The organism is Paenibacillus sp. NPDC056933 (assembly GCF_042674385.1).
Lineage (GTDB): Bacteria > Bacillota > Bacilli > Paenibacillales > Paenibacillaceae > Paenibacillus.
The window spans coordinates 151,536-175,439 of the sequence record NZ_JBHUQN010000001.1 but is presented as its reverse complement, the minus strand read 5'-3'; the positions used below and the strand labels follow the sequence as shown (position 1 = coordinate 175,439).

Below are 23,904 nucleotides of genomic sequence, written 5' to 3'. Positions count from 1 at the left end.
TAGTTGTTATACGAAGTTTATTCGTGGAAATTTCTCTTTATTTATAATCCATCCATTATAATTCAATATCTACATATCCGAAAACACTTGCTGACAAAAATAAGCAGAAAGTCTGTAATTTCATTCTAAAATAGCTAAATATATTGGAATGCTTATAGGACGTTTTTACCAGTCCGATCGGAAATATGCTTAATTCTGGGAAAGAAATGAATAAATGAAGCATGATTTTGGATAATATAGCTCATACTACCTTCAGGAAAATATTGAAGGAGTGACAGCATGAGGTTAAAAAGCATCATCGCCGTTGGAACAGTGTTAACTTGCTCCGCGCTGCTGTTATGGGGCTGTGGCAATACCAATATTAATCATGCTTCGGAGCAGACGGATACTGTGCAATCCGAGAGTTGGAACGATCCCAAACGCCTGGAGGCTTCTCACTTGGAGGCACTGGAGCGGATGGAGAAGGATCACATCCATCGCATGGTTTCGCTGAATGCGAGCATGGATGGAGACAAAGTGATGACCACCCTTGAACGGTCAAGCCAGAAGCTGGAGGAAATGAGACCGCTCGCTGAAATGCTGCAACATGAAGGTCATCCGACCCTGTTACAGCGAATTCAGGACATGTCGGGAGATATTCAGGGCTCAAAACAAGTGATTACCGAGATGAAAGATTTACCACAGGACGGGAAAATCAAGATCCAATCTGAAAACTCCGACTCCTTGCACCACATTAGCAGCTTTCGCGATTACCACCAGTACATCCAGGAGAAGATTCAGACGTTGAACAAAGCTAACTCAGCCACACATTAATCAATAGCTACTCGTATGACGTTACTCTATACCGATGCATAAACAAAACAAACCATAGTTAGATGGGAAGGTTATTCCTGTCTAACTATTTTCTTGTGAAAAGGTTTATTGTACCCTGCTGCGATCCCTGCGATCTTCTCTGTCTGCTTCCTCCATTTTACGAATATATTGCTTCAGTTCTTCTTTATGAGCTTCGAGTTCAGTCTGCTTTGCAGATGCCCCCTCCATAAATGACTGCATCTTATATGTCAGTTCTGTTGCGGATGTCCCAATCCAATCTTGCTGCAATCGGCCATGAATGGAGCGTATTTTCTGTTCCTGCTGCATAAGCCGTTGCTGCAACTGCTCACATTGCTGAACAGCCCTTCTTAAATCCGACAAGGATACGGATATTCTGCCCATTGTCCATTTCCTCCTGTTATTCCTTCTATGTAGAGATGAATTAGTGTTGGTCCGCGATTACAAAATCCTCTCTTTTACGTTCAATATATTCCGCAATTTCGCTGATGGATTCCTGATACCAACGATTGATTCCTTGCAGTGTTGCTGTTGCGTTATAGGCGATGGGCGTAAAGGAATGACTTTCGCTCGTAGATATATGTGTCTGAAACATCTGAATCGAAGCCCGGGCATCATTCGAGAAGCCACTCAAACTTAGCCTCATCTCCCTAGCAGCCTGTGCTAACTCTTCCGGTGTTAATTGAATCTTACCCCCGCCCAATCCACCAACATTTCCTGTAGCCGCTGCGATTAATGGCGGAACAATGCCTGACATCAAATTGGAGAACATGGCTAATGCTTCCTGATGGGCCGTCCACCTTGGAGAAATATCGATGGTTTCCCCTGTGCTCCGGTCTATTAGCGGACCTTTCAGATTTCCATTCTCATCGAACTCATATTGATCCATGGAATGATATCCCTTGCCTTCGTCCTTCGAGAATGAATCAAAAAATCTCATAATATCACCAACATGAAGCTTGTCCAGATCCACACCTATTCCTACGTCATGAACTAACATTGGTGAGCCTGCACCCAGAGGTTGAAAAGGAATTTTTAACTGAAGCTGAAATTTCCAGTTCTGATACATCGCATTCGCGGTGTCAAAGTCCTGACCTTTATACACGGTACTTCCTACGTGCCTGTCATATTCACTTATTCCCCCAGCTCCTACAGAATCATTGGGATGAACCACGTTAACCATTTTGTTATCAAAATGACCTTCATTCACCTTGGCCAAGCTTACATCATCCAGGAGATTCGTTACGCTAGGAGCGCTATACGTCATCCCAGACACATCCTGACGAGCAGCTACATATTGAGCCAAACCGCCACCAAGGGAATGCCCCGTCAATGAAATGTCTGAATCAGGATACGCCACCTTCACCGCCTCATACAATTCCTCAGCTTGGTGAAACTGATTATTTTCCCAATCCATATTATCCTTCATCAGCTTGAAGGGACTATTTTTAAATATATTATGGCGCTCTGGATCGGTTACCGCATCTTCAAGCCTTCTGGTTCTACCACCTACCACATCGAAGGCATCTGTCTCAATATCAGCTGCCTTTCCAATAATACCTTCAGGTTCAGTACCTCTATAGCCGATGATAACTTGATTTGTTTTGGGATTCTCAAGCACTACAGCATCAAATCCTGAATACGCGCTGTGTAGATTTGCCCCCTTGGGTTCAACCGTCTTCCAATCTTTGTACTCATCCTTGTCCAAAATATCACTACGGCCTACAGGAACATCCGTATATGCAAGCTCAGATATTTTTAAATATAATTCGTCAGTCATGTACCTATCCATCCTATTCACCCTTTCTTCTAGTTAAAGGAAGTTGTATAATGCACATTATCAAACGACAACATTAGGAATATGAGGTGATTAATTGAAAAAACCAGGATTACTTTTTATATTAATGATCTGCGCCATATCATTCACTTTAGGAGGATGTATGTCCAACGAGAAAAAAGAGATTATCCAAAAAGCCCAAGTAGCAAGCCTCGACTATTTTAAAGAGACCTATGGTATTGATGTTGAGTTCACGGACCATAAATTTATTCCCGCTGATTTATCCCATACCGTCTCGTTGACAGGATATGTGAAGGGAAACAAAGATCAAGAAATATTCGCTATGGTTGATTATGATACCTATGAAGTCAAGACGGGTTCAGTACCTGAAGAAATCAAACCTCTTAAATAAATGAACTCTTTCTAACTCATAGGAACATATACGATTTTTTATCAGAGGGCCTTTAATAATAAGGCTCTTTAATTATGTAATAGGGACCCAATACAACAGATTTCATCCTCTTTTTCCCAAAGAAGTAGAATCATTATAGTGCATCTTCGGTGTAACGTGTATATAACAACTGAAAAATGAGCAAAAAGTCTTTATCTCTTTTGAGCAGTAGAAGCAGACTCATTCAAATACCTAGGCAGTTGTTACCAGAAACGATCTCACACTTTTGCGTGTATACGTGAGGCAGTAACTGTACACATGCTTCATACATTTGCCACTGCCCCCTCACATTAAAATGCAATTCATTCAACAAAGGTACTTACTCTCTTCTTCTTAGGCTCATTCCACCCATAAGGATACCCATATAAATATGCTGAATAACACAACTGGCATAAGCGCCCCAGTAGCTAACATGATCCAAAGTGATGCTGGCCTTATATTCTGGAAGTATTGATCAAACCTGCGGAGTCGCCGTGTTCGCCATTGGGTAAACTTAACTTGTCTGATCATATGATTCAATATTTTTTGCCGCTGTTCCCCTTCTTCTACATCCTCCAGCGCACGTTGCAACTCGCCATATAAGCGCGCCTCTTCCTGCTCAGCCACTATAGGTCTCGTCATCCCTTATCCCCTCCCTAACCTAATTAACACGGTAACACTATCCAAAGTTTGGAGTTTTATCGAAAAGCTGCCGTCACCATACATGTAGAAGCTCCATATGTTCATATAAGCCCATATCTGCTTAATCGTCATGTCCTGTACATGATAATCTTCCGTATCATTCTATTCCTGAGGAAGCAGACCATACAAGAACGAACCTCCCGAAGACCAAAAAAAAGAAGGGATCAAATCCCTTCTTTATCAATCTTTAAAACCTCTCACCAATAGATCAGATTCAAAAACCTCTACCATCTTTTGCTATTGTAATCGCCCATATTGGTATCATTGATATTCCCCAGTCTATCGAGGGTATCCTTGTAGATTCGAATAATGGATTGTACCTTGCCAAAATCAGCATCTTCTGGTCCAATACCTTCCATAAACATTCTCTGAATAATTTGCTGGAAAAATTCCACTCTTGCATGGATCTGCTGCTGCTCCAGCTGAAGAATCTCTTCAAAACTATGATTTTCTATGTAACTCATCAGACCATCATCATCCTGATATGACCGATCGGCAATTCGACGGTTTAATTCGAACTCTTCCGGTTCGTCGTCTGGTTGAAGATTTACGGTAGTTCGTAAATGGGAAAGCATAATCTTTTCTTTTGCAAGCATCACATGAAAATCCTTATTCTTCAGCAATTCCGCTACAATTAGACTGCACATCTCCCGATTTTCGATAAGAATGCCATCAAAAGGATGCAATGTCCAATTGCCATTGGACCAAAACAGATTAAAATTAAAAAACTCATTCCCGTATTTGTACTGAATGTTAATCTTAGTCTCATCAATAATCTCGAATGAAAATTCCAGCATGTTGAGTAAGCTCCTTCACACATTTCCAAAGTTTACCTTCATTCTATCAAACGCTCAATAAAAAATACAGAAGATTAACGGTCATTCAACTCCGCAATCGACTCTGCTTTCTCACTGCTGGCAACAACGATTAAAACGCAAGCAATGCCGGCAATAACTATAGTTAGCATAAATCCAACTCCTTTCCTATGAAGAATGCATCCTTCTTTACTTACCAGATTGTATGCAGGAGAGTTCGAGGTATGCCTATTATTGCCGGGTAAAGACGCTAATAAACCAAATCCATTTCAAGTGTGGATCTCTATAAATCTATTTATGAAAACAAAAAGAGACGCCGCAGCGTCTCTTTTTAACGAAAACGAGTTTTAATCCAAATAAGAGCTTAACGAATTGGTATCAGGTTGGCCTTTCCCCTGAATGGCTGCAGCCTTCGGAGCCTCCAGTCCCAATCTCTCACTCATGCCTGCGTTCAATGCGGTCATCTTGGTTGTATAGTCATTACAACTCTCAATAATACGGCGATTGGACTGCTCAGACAGATCAAGAGCAGCCATTAAGTCTCCGATCGCCTGATTAACGGACTCAATAGACATGGACGGTTTGGATAATAGGTCATTGGTCTTCTCCGTTGTGGTACGCAGCAATCTCGCATTTTCCTTAAACTGATCTTCAATCGTTTTGTTCGTAGCTTCTACAGCCGAAATAACTTTCTCCTGATCATTTAAAGCCATAGCAATCATCGCGGATACCGTAATCAAATTAGCCGTCTTGTCTATAGCGTTATTCACGGAGTCAATTAGTTTGTCATTGTTGTCATTAATGATATCTGTCGCCGCAATTGCCTGATTATACAGCATGATCATCTCAGTCATAGATTGTGTACGTGTAACAACTTTGCGCAATCCACGCTCCAGATGTGCTTTACGGTTCTCATTCTCCGGCTTGGCAATCTCTTCCTCAAATAATCCTTTAAGCTGATTACCAAAAGCAATCTTGGTCTGCAGGTTGTATATCTCCTGGATCGAGGAACGTTTCAGCTGACGCATGTTTACGATACTCTCTTCCAAATTGTCCTTCCCATCACGTAACCCGTTGATGATGCTGTCTATGTTGGTTCGAACAGACTGATATCGGTATACATAGTTCTTCAAGGGACTTTTGCGAAGTAAACGTCCTACAAAACTGACGTTCTTGCTCTGTTGCAGACTTTCGCACTCATCACGCAATTTCAATATCATGTTCGACACTTCAGCCCGATTTCCGGACATGAGGTCATTCACAGGACGATCCAGCATTTTCAGCGTTTGGCCGGCTTTTTCCTGTGTTCTTACACCCAGCTTGCCGATATCATCCATTAATGTATCCAGATGAAATACATCACTCTGCGATACCTTTTGAATCAGTTGGGTCGCTTCCTGGTTAATTCGCTGTTCGTCTTCCTGCTTTAATGGAACATAATCAGTTGCCATGCCAATCCCTCCTATAATTCGGAGCTATTATACCTTTGATGAATAAGCTCTGCCTTGTTCTGAAGCTCCAATAAATCTTTATGTTCTATGGTAGATACAATCTCGGAAATTTTTGAATCCACATCTTTCAATCCGTTTAACAACATCCGTCGGTTTGTACGCTTGGCTTCTCCACTCAGACGAAGGAATGGATTGATGAAACCATTTAGATCCTTCAAAACCAATCTGCGCATCGTGTGGTTTATGTCCCCGTTGTTTAATTCTTTCAGTGCAGGGATAACACGCTGCAATCTTGCAAATAAGGCTAACGACTTCTCAACAATCTCATTATCCAATTCATTCTTCTGTCCTTCGGAGATGACCATATCTTCCAATACTTCGAGATATTCAATAACAGGTCCAAATACAAGATCCTGCTCGGACTGATCATGCTGGCGTCCCGTTCTGGTTCCTCCTGATTGTGCTGTCATCTGAGATTTATCATCCGTGGGTGTCAGGATAGATTGGTCATTGGTGGCTCTCTCCAATTCTCCACCATTTCCTTGACCCTTAACAGACCTCTGGGCTGCCCCTGATGTTTCAACTTGCCGTTGCTGAGGCTTGGTTGAGGGGATCAAACCACCTACCATAGTAGCCAGAGCTGGAATTGCCCATGAGACAAATTCGGGAACAAAGGGACTACTGGCGGCCGCGATACCATATCCAATCAACGCGCCCAGTCCAATTTTTGTTTTGCGTAACATCCTGTATCCTCCTGCCTGTAACAACACATGGTATACAATGAACAAATGAAGACTACACTTGATCACTTCGTTTCTGTGTAACTCTCAAGATCATCTATATAATCGTATTGTAAAAAAACCAGTCAGAAGGTGTCAATGTTTGGAAACTAAACTTTAATGTTCCTAACCTTCTGCGCATCCATAATCAGTGGCTGTTCTACATGACTCCCCAATATACCATATTGTGGATATAAGGGACCTACTTCATAACCTAGAGCCAGCTTCACAGCCAGATAAGGGAAGTTGATTCCCGATAGACAGGATACGTGTAATCCTCCAGACATTCGTGGATTAATCTCCAGAAGTTTCGGAGTCTCCTTGCGATATTTCATCTGGATGTTGAAGTTATAAGGAATGCGATAAGCAGCAGCAACATCACTGGCAACTTTCAATAGTTCAGTATGCTCTTCAAGCCTTCTTAAACGTCCACCTGCTTTGCAGCGAGGGACAGCCGCCAGTAGATTCCCCTCACTGTCAGCTAGACAATCAATACTGTATTCATACCCCTCGAGTCGTTCCATGACCATAATATTGGGGAAGGATTCCACAGAAGAAAATGCACGGAATGCATCTTCAAAAGAGATGCGGTTCTGGGTATGCCCAAACAACTCCTCTAGCGGATTGCGACTGTTATCGATAACCCTGAATCCCATCCCACCTTCACCGTTACATGGTTTGAAACACACCTCATGACCAGAGCCAGAGAGTGCCTCATAAGCCTGTTTGAACTGCGAAGCGTTGCTAACGGTGAAATAATCCGGAATATTCATAATTCCCAATTCACGCACAGATTCATAGAAACGATCCTTCTCCATCAGTTGCGCCAGTAATTCTGTATCTGTGCAAACCAAGACTTTGGTTCCAATCTCTTCGAAGAGGTGAACATGCTTACTAATATCCAGCATATGGAGACGTGGAATAAACACATCAATCTGGTGTTTACGGCAAAAATCCAGACAGAAATCAACGTACTCTCTTCCCGTAACCTTCGGCTCTAGCTCTGCGTGGTCACATCCCTGAAGCGCCATGTTGTTCGGATCGGAATGTGTGCCGTAGATCTCGAACTGCAAACCATCTTCGTTGTTTCGAATCAGATTCATATAGTGATATGCCACCGAAAACCAACGATTAAAATAAATACGGGTCTTGTTCATGAGACAGCATCTCCTATCGCAACGTGGTGTATAGAACGGACATATTCCAATATCTCGTCGGCGGCAAATATACCGGATTGTTTGGTAAATTGGTAAGGGATCAAATCGGGATTCCGCTGCTTCTCTCGGTAAAGTTCACCATGGCGCGGAGCAATAGCATAATCTGCGAAGTCAAGTAGACAACGGTCCAGTAGAGAATCCCCTGAAGCAATAACAGGTACATTTCCGATCTGCTTCCGAACATGTTCTACCGCAGCTCTCTTATTTACTCCAGAAGGAACAAGGTATAGCTTGCGCCCTTGAATGGAGGCCTCCCATCCTAGTGCTTCCAAAGCCTGAATCTTCTCTGTGACTTGCTCTATCGGCATACGGTCACGGTGAATCACAAAGGCAAAGAACAAGTCATCACATAGTCGCTCCCCTACAACCCAGTCGCTGTTCAGCACATCGCCAAACATCTGCCTCACCTCAACAGCCTCCACCGAATGCTGCTGAAGTTGAGAGCGGACATACTTGTTCCAGGACAGGTCCACTTCACCGTCAATCAGAATATTCCCCCCATTGCTCGTTATCGCATAAGCCGGAATGACGTCCTGCTGAAAAATCCGAATGCGTTGGTACTGCTCTACGGTCCGTGTAGTTACAGGGATAAAAAAGATATCTTTGGGGAGAGTCTTAAGCTGATGTAACGCTTCACCTGACATAAAGGCTGATAACTCACCCCGAATCCATTCGGCTGGAACCAATCCCGAAGAATCGTCGGAAACGCCCATGGAGCGGCGAGAATAGATCAGGGTCTGATCCAGATCGCTTGCATAGATCATTCGCCGCCCCCCTTTACCGATTGAATAATACCGCAGCATGAATAGCTCAATCCAGGAAACACTTCAACGGGGACTCCACGGTCCTCCGCCAGAAGCATAATATGTTTCAGATTAGGATTGTTTGGGCGATCAATCAGGATCTTCCAAGGTACACGACGCAAAAGTACGCGTGTAGTCTCTCCAATCCCCGGCTTGATCAGATTCACATCTTGGATACCAAATGCCTGTTGAATGGATTGGATATCTTCCATTCCCTTCCAAGTCACTTCTGAGGGATGAGACAGTGCTTCATCGGCTTGAAGTGTTGCCTCTTGTTCAACCTTAGAGAAGTAACCAGCTACCTTGTCCACAAAAACAATCGACAGATCCGAAGTGGCCCACTCCTTATACCACTTGGCTCCATGGAAGTCATCTGGTCCAATGAGGTCCTCCCGTAGTACGGTACGGCTCATCAGACCGGACACTGTCGAGTTCAGACAAGCACTCGGAATTAAATAATCCTCTCGAGTGCCATAGGTTTCAGAACATTGGCCTGGGTCAGCAAGCACGGCCAGATCATCATTTAGTCGAATACCGTAACGCTCCTCCATCTTCGCGCAGGCTTCAACCAGTACTTTACGAATTGCCCCCTTACCCGTCCATCCATCAATGAATTGAATAGGTGCATTCAATCCATGCTGTTGCCAAATATATAGAATGGCGTTCTCATCAATTCCTTTTCCGCGAATAATGGAAATACTGTAATGAGGCATATTCACGTTATATTTCATTGAAATATAACGTTTGACCAAAATGCCAATTGGCGTTCCTGCACGAGCGAGCGAGACCAGAACGGTGTCCAATCCCCTCTTGCGCACGATCATCTCTGCTACCACGGCAGCAGCCATAGCCACTTTCTCCGCCGATTGTGCTAAAGTATCATGAAATAACTCCATATATTCATCCGTAGGGTGATACTCCACGGGCAGCATTTCCGAATAATGCACACCCGACTGAATGGCATGTTCACGCTCTCCGGTCTCTTTTTCCAAATGAATGTTGCTTAAGTCCTTTAATAAAAACACAACATCGGACGAGTCATAACTGCCCAGTGGCTCAGGGGATTTAATCTTGCGCTTCATCATACTTTCAATCGTAGATAAATTCATAGCTTGTCTTCTCAGCCCTCCTGTGGAACACCGCAGTACACCACGTATATTTGCTTACATCCGAGTTGTGACAAAACATCCATCATGGGCTGCATGCGAACATCGGACATATGTCTTTCCATCAGTACAAAAATCTCATCATATTGCCCCGGGGATACATTATAGATGTAATTTTGGATAGCCGGATCTTCAGGCGAAGCATATCCTTCACCTGCAATAACAGCGTATCCTGGGTGATTCACAGGATAGATGGGACTTCGAGTCGTGGACTGGTACAGCACCCCGTCACCCATTTCAGCTGCAACCCGCATCGGAATATGCATAAACTCGCCTGTGCCCATAACAAGGGTGCGCTGGCCCTTCCTTTTTTCTCGCAAAAGCGCTGCGATCCTTGAAATACCTGAACTAAGAACGGGATTATGGGCTGAATGAATTCCGAATCGTCCTGTATGTCGAAGATAGGGAATTGACGAGCGATTCCCCTCCGAATCAGCAGAGTCAGCAGCCCATTGCTCCATTTCACCTGCTACAGACAAAACACTTATCGACGATGAGGGTTCATTCACCAGTTTCTCTCTGGAAGCATCGATCAATGGTTCACCCATGACCTGAATTTTCCCTTTTAACAAGCATAATGGTGTAATTGTTATTCCAAGTTCATTTTCCAGTGCAGAGAATCTTTGCTCATCCGCATCTGTGCGCCAATCCAGCAAAGAAGCGATATAATATTGCTTGCGCGGATAAGTGCGCTGGATATCCCTAATAATGTTCAATGTTGTATTGCCCGTTGTAATCTCATCATCCACAAGGACAAGAGGTCTACCCTCTGCGAGTGATTCGGAGTCCAAAGCGTAACAGCGATGAGACATCGCATGAGAATGCTCCTCTTCGAATTGAATATCAGGCTCTATTTCAGGCAGATACTCCCTTGTAGAATGAATGTACGTTGCATGATCAGCGAATAATTCGTACATGCTGTGACCGAGAGCAGTGGCTGTCTCGGCGAAACCGACGAATTTCACCTCTTCAGGCAAAGTCATTCCGACATCCATTAAATACTCATAAGCCTCTCGAGCTTGATCCGGGTCTGTCAATCCGTGAACCATCCGTTGTTTCCATTCTGAAATACGCTTGTCTTCTCCGTGACTTAGATCTTCATACAGAAGAACGGCTAGGGCAGCCCCGCTTAATAGCGAGGTATAGGGATTGACGGCAATATGCTTGCCAAGTAACTTACTGACAAAGAGAAATGATCTCTTTTTATTCAAGCGAGCCGCCATGGAGAATAGATTCTCCAGTGGGATTTCCAAAGGATTGTGGGTAGCCTCAATCGTGACATTGAACTGATCAAGAATAGGAAACGTAAGTTGGTTCGTGTTTGGGCAAGAGCCCAACATAATGTTGCTGTTCATGTAACACCCCATATATTTGTGATCGGATTAAAATTCGTTTAGCCCAGCTCAAGTGCGGCTTGATCTCGTTCATTTTGTTGGTATACGCGCTTTTGAAAACCCCTAAGCTTCCATCATTACGGGATACAATACCTTGTGCATCCATGAACTCTTCATGCGTAACAACATACATTGCCTGAACGGGCTTGATATGTGTCGGATGAATGATTGTTTTTCCTATAATACCGTTCTCCTTATCCATCATGACTTCACGCATCATTCCGTCCATGGAGTTCGAAATATATTTCATTCTGAGATTCCGGCCTGTCTTGCCCAGTGATTCCTCAAATGGTGTCTGTCTTAATTGCGGCTTAAACACTCGTTCACGCTGGCTAAAATATTCCCAGACTGGACCCGATATCACATAACCATTGTCTACGCGTCCATATAAATTGATAATGTCAGATATGCAATCACGAATGGTTGCAATATCATATATGGTGAGTTCCGGACTTCTTCTCAGTCCAAAGAGGCTTGAGAAATCCGTCGCTCCAATTCGAATGTTCAGTACATACTGTGCATACTTATCCACGATCTGCTTCAACTGGAGCAATGTATCCCAGCGCGTCTCACGGTAAATCACTTCCGCCGTCTCCAAAATTGGCATGGCGTATAGGATTGCATGTGCGCTACTTTTCTGCTGATTATATTCGTGAACAAGCTGCAAATAAGCACGTCCATTTTCACAGTTGAACTTCGGCAAGGCAATACCTGTCAGCAGGGATATCCGTTCACCCAGTACTTCAAAAAGACGTTCCAACTGTTCTGGAGATCTTACCCGTACAAAAAGCAAAGGCATTCTGCTGGAAAGCAGCATTCCTGTCTCCATGTACTCAGCAACAAGAGTAAGATGCTGGGCCAAACATTGTTCGGCAAATTCAACTTGCTCATCTCCTACAGCATCTTCCAGATCAATAATGATGGTGGTGAGTCCTTCATGCTTACCGTTCATAATATCGTCCGCAATATGCGGACGGGTAGCCGGCATGTACAAAGCAGCCCCAACAGCGTATGCCAGTATTTCTTTGGAGGTTCGATGACTAAACGATACGGGCGAAGAAAAAAATAACGTTTCTTCCTCCTCTGAGTTCAAAAAATTAAAATATTTCAGGTTATTCTCCTCCTTACACATCTGACTTGAAGCCAGTCTGCATCGTCAAATGAATGCTGTCGGGGTATAAAAACCAATCCCTCCAAGAAGCGGAGGGATTGATGTGGCAAATGTGACGAAAATGATTAGGCCTGACCTTTGTTTTCTTTTTTTCTTCTGGCAGAACTGAGGAGCATGGCTCCAGCAAATACAGCAATCAGTAACGAGAAGAAGATCACATTTGAGATATGGAAACCAAAAGCACTCAACATCATTTTCACTGAAATAATAGCAATAAGGACAAATGCTGCTTTTTCCAGTTCAGGGAACTTGTCAATGAGTTTAAGGAAAACCTGTGCAACACCACGCATCATGAGCACCCCGATAATGCCTCCGAGGAAAAGTACCCAAATCTGCTCACTGATACCAAATGCTGCAATAACACTGTCAATACTGAAAGCAATATCCATCAACTCGACCATAAGCACAGTTTTCCAGAAAGAATATTGCTTGCCCTCCTGATTCTCCTCTGCCTGAGACTTGAATAGTCCTTTGTAGGCAATGTACAAGAGGTATAACGCTCCGAGCACTTTGATCAAGGTGATCTTGACGAGGAAGGTCCCCAGCCCAATGGCAATAAACCTGAAAATATAAGCTCCTAAAATACCATAAAACAACGCGCGCTTCTGTTGTTCTTTAGGCAAATGTTTAACCATAACGGCCAGCACTAACGCATTATCTGCGGATAGAAGCCCTTCCAGCAAGATCAGACTACCAATAATTCCCCAACTTACAGGGTCAGAGAGCGTAGCCACAATCTCGGTCCAAGAGAAAAAATGGCCATAGTTCTCGCTAATACTTTTGAAAAAATCACTTAACATGAAAAGAGAGCCTCCGCTAACTCAAATTGTTATTTACTGCCGGCAGTCCAGCGCATTCCCCATCCATGGGCTTCATCCAGGGCACGGTGTCCATTGTAGAACTGGACAATTCTCTCAATACTAAACGTCTCATCATTTACGTTGCGGAACATAGCAATTCCACACATTCCCAAGGAACTTCCGTATTCATTCATGCGCACGATAATATCCGGACCGTCTTTCTGGTTGATCGTGACTACGCCATCGGCTTGTGACCAATTCGTAACCCCTTCATAAATGTAAGTGAACACCAGAATGCGCTCGATATCGGAGATATGCGCACCGTTAATGCGTAAATTCTCTCCAGTTCTCACGGACCCTGTTCTGTCATCTCCATCCAACGCAATGTATGGATATCGGTTCAAGGACCCGAATGATTCTCCCAGTGCCTGAATGACTCCTTTGCTACCATCCTTCATTTCAAACAGGCAACCGAGATCCAGATCCACACTCTTGTTTCGCCCGAATAACCCTCGGCTGGTCTGTTGATTCCAGTTGAGATTAATTAAAATCTCCCCGAGTCCGCCAGAATTTTTCTTCAGGTTGATCGTGTCGCCCTTTTTCTTCAGTTCAATCTTGTTAAGGTTCAGTTCAATCTTGGGTTGAGGCGGCTGAGCAGGTGGAGCTGGGGGCTTCGGTGCGGGCGGCTGAGGTACCGGGGGGGCAGGCTGTGAAGAAGAAGTATCACTCTCTACACTCACTCCAAAATTGCCGCACAGTGCATTCAGTCCGCCAGCAAAACCGGAACCCACTGCATTAAATTTCCACTCCCCATTATGTCGGTACAGCTCGCCAATGACGATCGCCGTCTCGACTGTAAACCCACTGACTAAGTCATATCTCAATGCTTCCTGTCCACTATTGGCATTCCCAAAGCGGATATAGGTATGCTGAACCTGCCCAAAGCTTTGGTTTCTGGACTCACCTTCATAAATCGTCAGACTGAACGCAATCTTCTCAATACGAGCAGGGATTTTGCTCAGATCAATATCAAATTGCTTTTTGTCCGATTGTTGTGGCGTATCCTTGTACGTAATAAATGCCGTTGTCGGCTGGTTATAAAAGATAAAATCTTCATCACCGGATACTTTGCCGCCAGCGCCAAGAAGAAATGCAGATGTATCAAGCTCAAGAGCTGAGGAAGAGTCCCATCCAATGCCAACCGTTAGACGGGAAAGCCCGGGATTGGTTTTGGTCAAGTCCGTCTTTTGCCCTTTGACGACAGTTACAGCCATAACAAATTCACCTTTCTTCTTCTCTTATTGGGCGTCCAATCCGTAGTTCTGACACAGAGCCGCAAGTCCGCCAGCAAAACCGCTGCCGATCGCCTGGAACTTCCAATCCGCACCCGAGCGGTAGAATTCACAGAAAACAACAGCTGTCTCGGTAGAGAAGTCTTCTCCCAGGTCATAACGTAAAACCTCTCGCTCATTGGATGCATCTACGACGCGAACAAACGCATTGGACACCTGACCGAAATTCTGTGCGCGCGCTTCATAATCATAAATGGTTACGGTAATGCCAATCCGAGTAATATTTGCAGGAACTTTGCTGAAATCCACGATAATCTGCTCATCATCGCCTTCTCCCTCGCCTGTACGGTTATCCCCAGTATGAGTTAATGAACCGGCACCACCCGTTGGGTTGTTGTAAAAGACGAAGTCGTCCGCACCTTTGGCTTTGCCATCTTCATGAAGCAGAAACGCAGAAGCATCCAAGTCAAAGTCGACTCCACCGCTATATTTATTGGTATCCCATCCAAGGCCTACGACAACCCGTGTCAAGCCAGGGTTTGTTTTCGTTAGATCAATACGCTGTCCTTTAGCCAAGCTAATTGTCATATATTCGTCCACCTTTCTTTATTGTTGAAATACCTTTCTCTAATGAAAAGGAAAACCGCCAAATTGACGGCTTCCCTGACTTTTATATGGTCACAGATTAATAAATGAATCCTATTGCAGACCGTAGTCGCGCGTAAGGCCGACCAGACCGTCCTGATAACCGCTACCAATCGCGCTGAATTTCCATTCACCGCTATGACGGTACAATTCACCAACAACAACACCTGTTTCGATGGAGAAGTCTTCGCCCAGATCGAAACGGATCAGTTCTTCGGAATTCGCTTCATTCAGAATACGTACATATGCACGGGACACTTGTCCAAAATTCTGGCTGCGTTCCTGAGCTTCATAGATTGTGATGGTGAACGCAATTTTCTCGATATTTGCCGGAACATTAGGCAGATCGATTTTTACTTGCTCATCATCGCCATCTCCTTCGCCCGTACGGTTGTCGCCCGTATGCACTACCGAACCATTTTCATTTTGCGGGTTATTGAAGAAAATAAAATTCTTCTCTCCGTCAACCTTACCGTCCGCATTAGCGCAAAATACGGATACATCCAGGTCAAAGTCCTTGCCGCCATCATACTTATTCGTATCCCAGCCCAAACCTACAGTGATTTTGGCCAGCCCTGGATTTGTTTTCGTTAAGTCAATCTTTTGACCTTTGGATAGATTGATAGCCATTCGATTCATCTCCGCTTCGCTGTAAAATTAGATACAAAATGTTATTCCGGAAATCCAATATATTTCTACGTATAGCGACGTGCAAGCTCATCGATATGTACCGCATGAGCGCCTTCACCGATTGCAGAGAATTTCCACTCTCCACCATGTCGATACAATTCGCCACAGATGAGGGCTGTCATACCTGCATAATTATCGGATAGATTAAACTTTATTAATTCCTGTGAGTTGCTCCCATCCAAAATACGGATATAAGCTCGTTCAATCATGCCAAAGTCCTGCTTACGATTCACACAGTCATAAATATTAACGACGATAAGAATTTTATGAACATCGGCAGGTACAGAGGAGAGGTTGATTTTGATCTGCTCATCGTCCCCTTCACCTTCGCCAGTTAGATTATCTCCTGAATGAACTACAGATCTACAAAGACTTTGCTTGTTATGGAAGCAGACCAGATTGGTTTCCTTCGTTAACTTGCCATTCTCATCCAACAGCAAAGCCGAAGCATCACAATCAATATTCGCCTGCTTTTTTCTTCCGAAAAATCCTTTGGAGGCTAAAGGGTCCCAACCCAAACCGGCTATAACTTGAGTTAACCCTGCTTTACCCTTGGTTAGATCAATTTTTTGTCCCTTGACCAAATTAATACCAGCCACTGATATTCACCTCCTTTCAGCTATTGGTTATGGTTACAGACTAAATTCACTTGGATTCAACCCAAGAACCGTGCAGATCTCAGCTACGACTCTACGCTCTTGATCATCGAAGTTTCCGTCAGCGGAACCAATGGCACTACATACACCCACAATGACACGACCGACTTCCGGCTTGGCCTTGAACTTAGCGATAGCTTTCAAGGCCTCCTGCTTCCCAATCTCGGGAGAAAACTCAAAATTATTTACATAATGATTGAAACGTTCGATAACAACAGTCATATCAAATACTTTCAATTCCTGACTAAGATTTATGTACCCCGCCATCTTGTTTTTCTCCGCAGCATCGATCGTACCATCTGCAAAAGCAACTAAGGCACAACCTGCCACTACAGCATCCATAAAATCCTTGTTCTTGAATCGTTTAACCTGGTCCTCAAGACCTTGCTTTGTCGAGTTAAGCCAATTTCGGAATGAGCTCATTCTAATCCTCCGTTACTAGATTCATTTCATTTCAACTTCCTTTGCAAACTATCAAAATACAATATACATCATTACATCCTAATTCATGACATAAAATAGTTAAATTATCCCTTTACTATACTCTATATTTTGTCATTTTTCTACATATAAAAACAAAAACATCTCATATACCATGAAGTATTTTATAAAGGGATATCATCTATTTTTTAAACGTTCTACATTTTATTACAAAATTCGACAAACAAAAAGAACAACCTTCAGATCCATGATGTTTCAGGAGGTTGTTCTTCACTTTTCATCCATATTATAGAATTTACACGCCAATAGCAATGCGCATTTATGCAGTTATAACAAATGTTTTATTCGTTTAAAATTCATAAATCCAGCTTAACTATTCAACAATGCATTCAAACATACCGCACCCTGCTCGCGCACATTAACCACAATAATTGGCGTCTCCAGCATGCCGTGCATCCAGGACATATATTCCTCAACTTTAGCGTTGGGAAGGATCGTCAGAATGACGCCAGCGAAGCCTCCACCGTGAATGCGACAAGCGCCATCACCCAAGTTATGCAAATAATTCTCTGTCAGTGCCAGCGCGATCCCAATCTCCTGTTCCTTCACCGAACCGCTCTGATATACATTCTGGAGCCACTTCCAGGAAGAATTCCCGGATGCCGTAATCAGATTCAGGAAATCAACAAAACGCCCTTCACGCAAAGCCTTTACCTGACCGTCTACCCGATTGTTTTCCTCCAAGAAATGCAGCGCACGCAGTACCGCGCGATCCCCTGCAGCCTCACGGACCTGCTTGAGATTGGCATAGATTGCCTCAGCCGTAATTTCCCGAACATACTCACTGCCCAGCGCCTGAGCAACAGCTCTCATCTCATAAGGAACAGCAGCATAATCCTCTGTCAGATCCGCGTGGTTCCCACCTGTATTCACAATCACGAGAGAGTATCCGTTCTCCTGGAAATCCCACTTTACAGGCTCAATCACCGGCTGTGCCGAATTTTCAAAATCAATTGCAATCAGCCCACCATAGGCACAAGCCATCTGATCCAGCAAACCGGACGGTTTGTTCCAATAGTGATTCTCCGCGTATTGACCAATCTTCGCCAGAGTTACGACATCCAGCGTACTCTCGTTGTAGAAATGATTCAAAATCGTACAGATCAGCATCTCGAACGATGCCGACGAGCTCAGCCCCGACGCCGAGAATACGTTACTGGAGATGTACGCCTGGAAGCCACCCACCTTATATCCGAACTCCCCGAATCCTGCAGCCATACCACGAATCAAAGCCGTAGTGCCATCGTCTCCCGCCTTCGGTGCCAAATCCGTGAGATCGATTACATATTTCTGGTCATAACCTTCCGAATAAAAGGTAATTACCGAATCTGTCGTTGGCGCAGCCACCGCAATCGTATCCAGCGTAATACTGCCCGCGAGCACCTTACCATGGTTATGATCCGTATGGTTGCCCCCAATTTCGCTGCGTCCAGCCGCGCTGAATAACTTGCTGCCCTCTTGTACGCCAAAATACTGTTCGAATGATTCATTGAGCTGCGTGTAACGTGCTGTCTGTTCTTCCAGTTGTTGCTGACCATACATTTGGGCAAGCAACGCTTGGCCTGAAGTGGATTGGATCAGTGCCAATGGTTGTGTAGTCATTAATAATCCTCCTATGGATATGCAGCATTTATTTTTCTACGTGAATGATGAACGATAGCGGGATTACTTCATGCCCGTTTACTTTTCCATTATCTCAGCTTCGTTTCCGAAAAGGTAGGGTAGAATTGAAAGTTTGTAAGCGTTTTTTGAAAGTTGATGTCTTCACAATTATACGGGCTTAACGTCACTCCAATGTAATTCGATTAATTCAGAAAAGGTGCAATGCTCTCCTTCAACGAAGTTATCGGTTGACCCATCAATTGCTCAAGGTCCTTAGACGTAGATCCGGTATCAATACTGCTTAAAAAAGGATAGATCCAATGCTGTACCGACACATCCTCGATGTGTATGACGGGTTTATCTGCCAATGCTGTGAGCACCTTAGCCAGATCAGCAAAGTTCCAAGTCTTTGGCGCGGCCAACTCATATATCCTCTGCTCATGGCCTTTCTCTGCAAGCACGTTCGCAATGGCCCGTGCAAGATCACTGCGTGTAACCGCATTAAACCGCCAATCTCCGGCTGGAGTTGTTAGCACGCCATTTTGTATCGCCTCCTGTAGTCCAAGGACATTCACAAAATCAATATACAGCCCATTGCGCAAAATCGTATACTTCATCCCCGAATCAAATATGACCTGCTCGGTAAGTCTATGCACGCTACTCGAACCCTTAAGACCCGTCTGTGGGAAAGCAAAACTGGTATAAAGGATATGTTCAACTCCAGCCTTCTTCGCCGCATTGATTACACTTGTATGTTGAGTTAGCCGGACTGTATCATCGGTATGTGAGCTGGAAATCAGCAGCAGTTTATTCACACCGGTACAAGCTTTCTGGCATGTTTCCGGATTATCATAGTCCATGCAGCGAACCTCTCCACCCTGATTTTTTAAAGCTTCCAAGGTTGCGGACTCCCCCCAATTACGGACACCTGCGATAATTTCTGTACCCGGGATCTTGTCTAGCAGATTTGCAATAATCAGATTGCCTAATTGTCCAGTGGCTCCAGTAATCATAATCGTCATCCTGCTTTTCCCTCCTGTAAATGAATTGCATCAAGTAGTTAAGCTATTAACTAAATGAACAGAGTGATTCACTGGACTACAACACATTCCTCGCTGAACCAATCCCATCCCTTTCCAAACATATCCTGCCTCAGAATCGACTGGTCTTAGTATCGTTTTAAAGTGTATTAAGGATTAAGACCTGTTCAGCTTCTGTAACAAAACAATCAACTGATGCTGCTCCTGTTCATCCAACTTGCCCATTTGCCCAGCCACAGCTTCACGGTTACCTGGCAGATGCTCCCTCAATAATGTCCGTCCTGCATCGGTAATGGAAATCACCGTCTTGCGACCATCCCGGGCATGTTCAGCCCTCGCAATGTAGCCATCACGCTCCAGCGGAGTCAGCAGCAAGCTAATGTTGGCCTTGGTGACACCGATTTTTTCGGCAAGCACTGAAGGCAGCATCGTTCCCCCATCTTTTGCAATCTCTACAAGTATGCGAATTCTTGCTCCATTCAGCCCTTGGGATTGCCAGTATTTCTCCGACACGGCCACCAGATTGGCAGTCGCCTCAACCATCGTAAAAAAAGCTTCATTGGGCAGTGGCAGACTAAGCAAATATTCTTGCAGCGTATCTTTTTTGGGATCAATTGGCAGTAAGTTCTCTTCTTGAAGGTTATCCATGTGTTCTGTCATCTCCATTTAGTTAATAACTTAACTATATAGGCAAAGATAACTTACCCCATAGAAAATGTCAAATCATTATTTCTTTTCTATGAAAATCAAAACGCTCGCATGCTGGACTTCGTCGATTAAAGGTAGCCGTTTCCTTAAAATGACCCATAGATGCGCGGCCTTTCGCTTTTTAGGGCGAATAATACTTCCATAATTCTTATCCTCCAAATAGTAAAATTAGGTTTGCACTCCATTACATAATAACTTAAATTTGTATTAAAAGGAATAAATACGGTTTGCACACGGCGATGTAGAACTGCTTTGAATCTGATGGTGGAGGAAACTATGAAGATCAAGTCGAACTATACTAAACTCTTTGGTGCGTTCTCTCTTACTTTCTTGGGTGATGGACTTACGCTCGCTGCGGTTCCATGGCTCATTTCCAATCTTACGAGCGATACTTTATATGCCTCCATAACCATGACGGCCCTCCGTTTGCCTTGGCTTCTCTTCAGTCTGCCCGTGGGCGTTCTAATCGACCGATATTCTCGCAAATATATGCTGATCGGAGCAGGCTTTACTCGAATGATTCTTCTCCTTGTGCTGACTTTATGTATATGGGGAGACTGGGTGAGCATTCCGATTCTGGCTCTGTTCATGTTTGGTATCGGACTGAGTCGAGTCGTATTCGACAGCACTGTGCAGACGATCATTCCGCAACTTGTAGATGAAAATAGATTAGAAAAAGCCAATGGGCAGTTCACCGCAGGACAGTTAATTACGAGTGATATTCTGGGCGTTGCTCTCGGAGGGTTCATCATAACCCTGCATATTGTCTTTCCATTTGCCATAGACGCCGTGACGGCTGTCATTGCTCTGCTCTTTTTGATCAGTTTGAAGGGAAACTTCTACCCAGGGGATACGGAAGCAACCAAGAAGGAAGCTCGCCCAATGAAGAATTGGAAACGGGAGATGTGGTCCGGGATTCAATATGTCTATCAGGATCGTTTTCTCCGTGGTTTGGCGATTCTGTCCGTCACGATTACGCTGATGTATTCGATCATTCTGGCCACTCAAATCTTCTTTGTACGAGATGTCCTTCAGTTGGATTCTTTTGCATTCGGTATATTAATCTCCATTGCAACGATCGGCAGCATCGTGGGAAGCCAGGCTGTCTCTTATATGCGTAAGAAATGGAGTACGAAACAATTAATTATCTCCTCCATTTTGTGTATGGGGATCATCTACGGTGTGGTAGGTCTAACTACGAACGCCTATTGGGTAGGCGGCTTGTATTTTTGTGCTGCATTTTTCATTATTGTCTACAATGTTACACGTTCTTCAATCCTGCAACGTTCCGTACCTAATGAGTTGCTCGGCAGGGTTGGAAGCGTGTTTCGCTTTTTGTCTTTTGGGATTAGTGCCGTTGGTACCTTGCTTGGCGGATTACTGGTTCGAATCAGCGAAACAACATTCGATAGAGTATTTTCGTTACAACTGCCTTACCTTTTGTTAAGCCTGGTCTATATCCTGTCTGGTCTGTTATTCACCTTTAAAATGCAGAATCATTCAGAGAATCAGCGTAACACCCACCATGTGTAGTATTTTATATCGATAACCCAGAAGACCTGTGAGGGGCTTCCGGGTTATTTTTTTATAGGCCGCTGTAACCGCAGTACGTGTCGTATATTCAGGGCTTGACTGTAACGTAAGGTCATACTTGATAATAAACTCAAGCTTACATGAAGGGAAGATTAGTGATGAAGATTACCGCATTACGCTCGGATAAAATCTATGAAGAGATCACCAATGCCGCACCCGAAGAAAAATTGGAGCTATATCGCGAGCATATGATGCGTCCATTTATGAACAAGTGGAACATTCAACAGATTCCGTTTCGATCCAGTGAGCCTAACGGCTTCGACGTGATTATGATGAACAATTTTATGAATATCGCTCCCGCAGATATAACGACTGAGATTAACGAACCGTTAGCAGCAATCTCGTCTGAAGCATTTTGGCAAAAGTGTCATGAAGCCGTTACAACAAGCTTTTCCACCTTTACTGATCACGGGATTGAACTACCGGTCTACGAATATCTGTACACCATTTTATTGGGAGACAAGAACAGCCCGTCGCTACAGATGAATGAAGGCATTTGCGGAGATGGCGGCATTCCTGGTTATATTATTGCTAACCTGATTCCGGATGCGTATACTTTACCTCGTATTCAATCCGTGTTAGCTCATGAATGCAATCATAATGTGAGATATCAATTTATCCAGTGGAATCCACAGATTACGCTTGGAGAAATGGTTGTTAGTGAGGGGTTGGCAGAGAACTTTGCGACATCGTTGTATGGAGAAGACTTACTAGGACCCTGGGTATCCAAAACGGATATGGAGACATTGAATACCGTAATCAAGCCGAAAATGAAAGACCAGCTGCATGTAACAGGCTTCGAACATATCAATCCATATCTATTTGGCGATGAACTTGCAAGACTGCAAAACTTCACGCCCGTAGGGATGCCCTATGCGGCTGGTTATGCCTGTGGTTATCACTTAATCCAATATTATTTGAACAAAACAGGCAAATCGATTACCGAGGCAACCATCACTCCGGCAAGTACCATTCTTGCGGAAACAAAGGACTTTTGGAATGAAGACACCCTATTTCACCGTTAAAGATATCATTCAGATTACAGGCATCACCAAACGCGCATTACATTATTACGATAGAACGGGTCTTTTGAAACCGAGCAAAGTCGAGGACAACGGCTATCGGTATTACGATCAAGAGGCACTGGGGAATCTGCAAATGATTCTGTTGTTCAAAGAAATGAATTTCTCATTGAAAGACATTGCAGCCATGATGCTGCTCTCCAAAGAAGAACAGAAAGATATCCTAAGAAAGCATCGCAGTACACTCGTTGAACGAAAACAAAAACTCGAAACCACCATCGATCAGTTGGATGCGTATGTGAACGGAACGGATATCTCTCATCTTGATCTGTTTGGCGACTCTTCCATTCTGTCCATTCAAGAGCAATATGAATCTGAGGCAAAGTTTGTATATGGAGATACCGAGAAATATCAGGAATTCGAAGCCAATGTGAACCGACTGTCCAAGGAAGAGCAACAACAAGCCTACCAGCAGTTCTCGGCCAACATGGAGCAGGTATTTCGTAAGCTGGCGAAACATCAGGATCTTCCCCCTGATTCTGGTGAGGTACAAGCGTTAGTGCGTGAATGGAAGAGTTGCATGGAACATTTCATGGTCTGTGATGCTGAGATTCTGAGATGTATTGCGGAGGCCTACACGACGGATCATCGCTATGCGGGTTATTTCGATCAGTTTGGTGATGGGGATTTTTTGAGGTTTTTGTATCAAGCGATTATGGTTTTTGTTAAGGGTGAGGAAGCATAGAACTAGCGTTGTGTGGGTGGGAAATTACGCTAAAGAACACAAAACAAAAAAACGTACCTCCATCACCCAACGTT

General features: G+C 44.0%; 25 protein-coding genes. 5 read left to right on the top strand and 20 right to left on the bottom strand.

The window, feature by feature from the left end:
* Nucleotides 1–279: 279 nt before the first annotated feature.
* Nucleotides 280–813, top strand: a complete 534-nt coding sequence (locus ACFTRD_RS00775) for a hypothetical protein (protein ID WP_379377079.1) — start codon at nucleotides 280–282, stop codon at nucleotides 811–813.
* A gap of 105 nt (nucleotides 814–918) precedes the next feature.
* Here the strand turns inward: ACFTRD_RS00775 and ACFTRD_RS00770 are convergent, their stop codons facing one another.
* Together ACFTRD_RS00770 and ACFTRD_RS00765 are read right to left on the bottom strand one after the other, a co-directional pair.
* A complete protein-coding gene (locus tag ACFTRD_RS00770; protein ID WP_379377077.1) occupies nucleotides 919–1,215 on the bottom strand; it encodes a WXG100 family type VII secretion target in 297 nt (98 codons plus the stop codon).
* A gap of 40 nt (nucleotides 1,216–1,255) precedes the next feature.
* Nucleotides 1,256–2,611, bottom strand: a complete 1,356-nt coding sequence (locus tag ACFTRD_RS00765; protein WP_379377075.1) for a Tle-like phospholipase domain-containing protein — start codon at nucleotides 2,609–2,611, stop codon at nucleotides 1,256–1,258.
* A 160-nt stretch (nucleotides 2,612–2,771) separates the two neighbouring features.
* On the opposite strand from ACFTRD_RS00765, the gene ACFTRD_RS00760 reads away from it, so the two are divergent.
* The gene (locus tag ACFTRD_RS00760; RefSeq protein ID WP_379377073.1) at nucleotides 2,772–3,020 is read left to right on the top strand and encodes a DUF1433 domain-containing protein; all 249 of its coding nucleotides are present in this window, start codon (nucleotides 2,772–2,774) and stop codon (nucleotides 3,018–3,020) included.
* A 378-nt stretch (nucleotides 3,021–3,398) separates the two neighbouring features.
* Here ACFTRD_RS00760 and ACFTRD_RS00755 read toward each other — a convergent pair whose 3' ends face one another.
* From ACFTRD_RS00755 to ACFTRD_RS00670, 18 genes are all read right to left on the bottom strand, one after another.
* The gene (locus ACFTRD_RS00755) at nucleotides 3,399–3,680 is read right to left on the bottom strand and encodes a hypothetical protein (protein ID WP_379377071.1); all 282 of its coding nucleotides are present in this window, start codon (nucleotides 3,678–3,680) and stop codon (nucleotides 3,399–3,401) included.
* Between the two features lie 284 nt (nucleotides 3,681–3,964).
* Nucleotides 3,965–4,537: a hypothetical protein gene (locus tag ACFTRD_RS00750; protein WP_379377069.1), complete on the bottom strand. Its 573-nt coding sequence runs from the start codon at nucleotides 4,535–4,537 to the stop codon at nucleotides 3,965–3,967.
* A gap of 365 nt (nucleotides 4,538–4,902) precedes the next feature.
* Complete coding sequence (locus ACFTRD_RS00745) at nucleotides 4,903–6,006, bottom strand: toxic anion resistance protein (protein ID WP_379377067.1); 1,104 nt, start codon at nucleotides 6,004–6,006, stop codon at nucleotides 4,903–4,905.
* Nucleotides 6,007–6,017: 11 nt separating this feature from the next.
* Nucleotides 6,018–6,749 (bottom strand): hypothetical protein, encoded by a 732-nt coding sequence (locus tag ACFTRD_RS00740; protein WP_379377065.1) that lies wholly within the window; start codon nucleotides 6,747–6,749, stop codon nucleotides 6,018–6,020.
* A 146-nt stretch (nucleotides 6,750–6,895) separates the two neighbouring features.
* Complete coding sequence (locus ACFTRD_RS00735; RefSeq protein ID WP_379377063.1) at nucleotides 6,896–7,942, bottom strand: ATP-grasp domain-containing protein; 1,047 nt, start codon at nucleotides 7,940–7,942, stop codon at nucleotides 6,896–6,898.
* The gene (locus ACFTRD_RS00730) at nucleotides 7,939–8,766 is read right to left on the bottom strand and encodes an HAD family hydrolase (protein ID WP_379377061.1); all 828 of its coding nucleotides are present in this window, start codon (nucleotides 8,764–8,766) and stop codon (nucleotides 7,939–7,941) included. The genes ACFTRD_RS00735 and ACFTRD_RS00730 overlap by 4 nt, the downstream gene beginning before the upstream one ends.
* On the bottom strand, nucleotides 8,763–9,914 hold the full coding sequence (locus ACFTRD_RS00725) for a cysteine protease StiP family protein (RefSeq protein ID WP_379377059.1): 1,152 nt from the start codon (nucleotides 9,912–9,914) through the stop codon (nucleotides 8,763–8,765). Before ACFTRD_RS00725 ends, ACFTRD_RS00730 begins: the two co-directional genes overlap by 4 nt.
* Before the next feature lie 11 nt (nucleotides 9,915–9,925).
* Entirely contained in the window at nucleotides 9,926–11,326 is a 1,401-nt protein-coding gene (locus ACFTRD_RS00720) for a phosphoribosyltransferase family protein (protein ID WP_379377057.1), read from the bottom strand.
* On the bottom strand, nucleotides 11,262–12,497 hold the full coding sequence (locus tag ACFTRD_RS00715; protein WP_379377055.1) for an HpcH/HpaI aldolase/citrate lyase family protein: 1,236 nt from the start codon (nucleotides 12,495–12,497) through the stop codon (nucleotides 11,262–11,264). Before ACFTRD_RS00715 ends, ACFTRD_RS00720 begins: the two co-directional genes overlap by 65 nt.
* 104 nt (nucleotides 12,498–12,601) lie before the next feature.
* Complete coding sequence (locus tag ACFTRD_RS00710) at nucleotides 12,602–13,336, bottom strand: TerC family protein (RefSeq protein ID WP_379377052.1); 735 nt, start codon at nucleotides 13,334–13,336, stop codon at nucleotides 12,602–12,604.
* A 29-nt stretch (nucleotides 13,337–13,365) separates the two neighbouring features.
* Complete coding sequence (locus ACFTRD_RS00705) at nucleotides 13,366–14,610, bottom strand: TerD family protein (protein WP_379377050.1); 1,245 nt, start codon at nucleotides 14,608–14,610, stop codon at nucleotides 13,366–13,368.
* A 24-nt stretch (nucleotides 14,611–14,634) separates the two neighbouring features.
* Nucleotides 14,635–15,216 (bottom strand): TerD family protein, encoded by a 582-nt coding sequence (locus ACFTRD_RS00700; protein WP_379377048.1) that lies wholly within the window; start codon nucleotides 15,214–15,216, stop codon nucleotides 14,635–14,637.
* Between the two features lie 111 nt (nucleotides 15,217–15,327).
* Nucleotides 15,328–15,903, bottom strand: a complete 576-nt coding sequence (locus tag ACFTRD_RS00695; RefSeq protein ID WP_192263794.1) for a TerD family protein — start codon at nucleotides 15,901–15,903, stop codon at nucleotides 15,328–15,330.
* Between the two features lie 65 nt (nucleotides 15,904–15,968).
* Nucleotides 15,969–16,562, bottom strand: a complete 594-nt coding sequence (locus ACFTRD_RS00690) for a TerD family protein (RefSeq protein WP_192263791.1) — start codon at nucleotides 16,560–16,562, stop codon at nucleotides 15,969–15,971.
* A gap of 33 nt (nucleotides 16,563–16,595) precedes the next feature.
* Nucleotides 16,596–17,042: a tellurite resistance TerB family protein gene (locus tag ACFTRD_RS00685; protein ID WP_379377045.1), complete on the bottom strand. Its 447-nt coding sequence runs from the start codon at nucleotides 17,040–17,042 to the stop codon at nucleotides 16,596–16,598.
* 387 nt (nucleotides 17,043–17,429) lie between these two features.
* The gene (locus ACFTRD_RS00680) at nucleotides 17,430–18,722 is read right to left on the bottom strand and encodes a galactokinase (RefSeq protein ID WP_379377043.1); all 1,293 of its coding nucleotides are present in this window, start codon (nucleotides 18,720–18,722) and stop codon (nucleotides 17,430–17,432) included.
* A gap of 203 nt (nucleotides 18,723–18,925) precedes the next feature.
* Nucleotides 18,926–19,744: an SDR family oxidoreductase gene (locus ACFTRD_RS00675; RefSeq protein ID WP_379377041.1), complete on the bottom strand. Its 819-nt coding sequence runs from the start codon at nucleotides 19,742–19,744 to the stop codon at nucleotides 18,926–18,928.
* Nucleotides 19,745–19,918: 174 nt separating this feature from the next.
* Entirely contained in the window at nucleotides 19,919–20,410 is a 492-nt protein-coding gene (locus tag ACFTRD_RS00670; RefSeq protein WP_379377039.1) for a MarR family winged helix-turn-helix transcriptional regulator, read from the bottom strand.
* 336 nt (nucleotides 20,411–20,746) lie between these two features.
* Here ACFTRD_RS00670 and ACFTRD_RS00665 point away from each other — a divergent pair, with 336 nt between their 5' ends.
* From ACFTRD_RS00665 to ACFTRD_RS00655, 3 genes are all read left to right on the top strand, one after another.
* Entirely contained in the window at nucleotides 20,747–22,003 is a 1,257-nt protein-coding gene (locus ACFTRD_RS00665; RefSeq protein WP_379377036.1) for an MFS transporter, read from the top strand.
* Between the two features lie 158 nt (nucleotides 22,004–22,161).
* A complete protein-coding gene (locus ACFTRD_RS00660; RefSeq protein WP_379377034.1) occupies nucleotides 22,162–23,088 on the top strand; it encodes a DUF2268 domain-containing putative Zn-dependent protease in 927 nt (308 codons plus the stop codon).
* Nucleotides 23,063–23,830, top strand: a complete 768-nt coding sequence (locus ACFTRD_RS00655; protein ID WP_379377032.1) for a MerR family transcriptional regulator — start codon at nucleotides 23,063–23,065, stop codon at nucleotides 23,828–23,830. The genes ACFTRD_RS00660 and ACFTRD_RS00655 overlap by 26 nt, the downstream gene beginning before the upstream one ends.
* Nucleotides 23,831–23,904 lie beyond the last annotated feature (74 nt).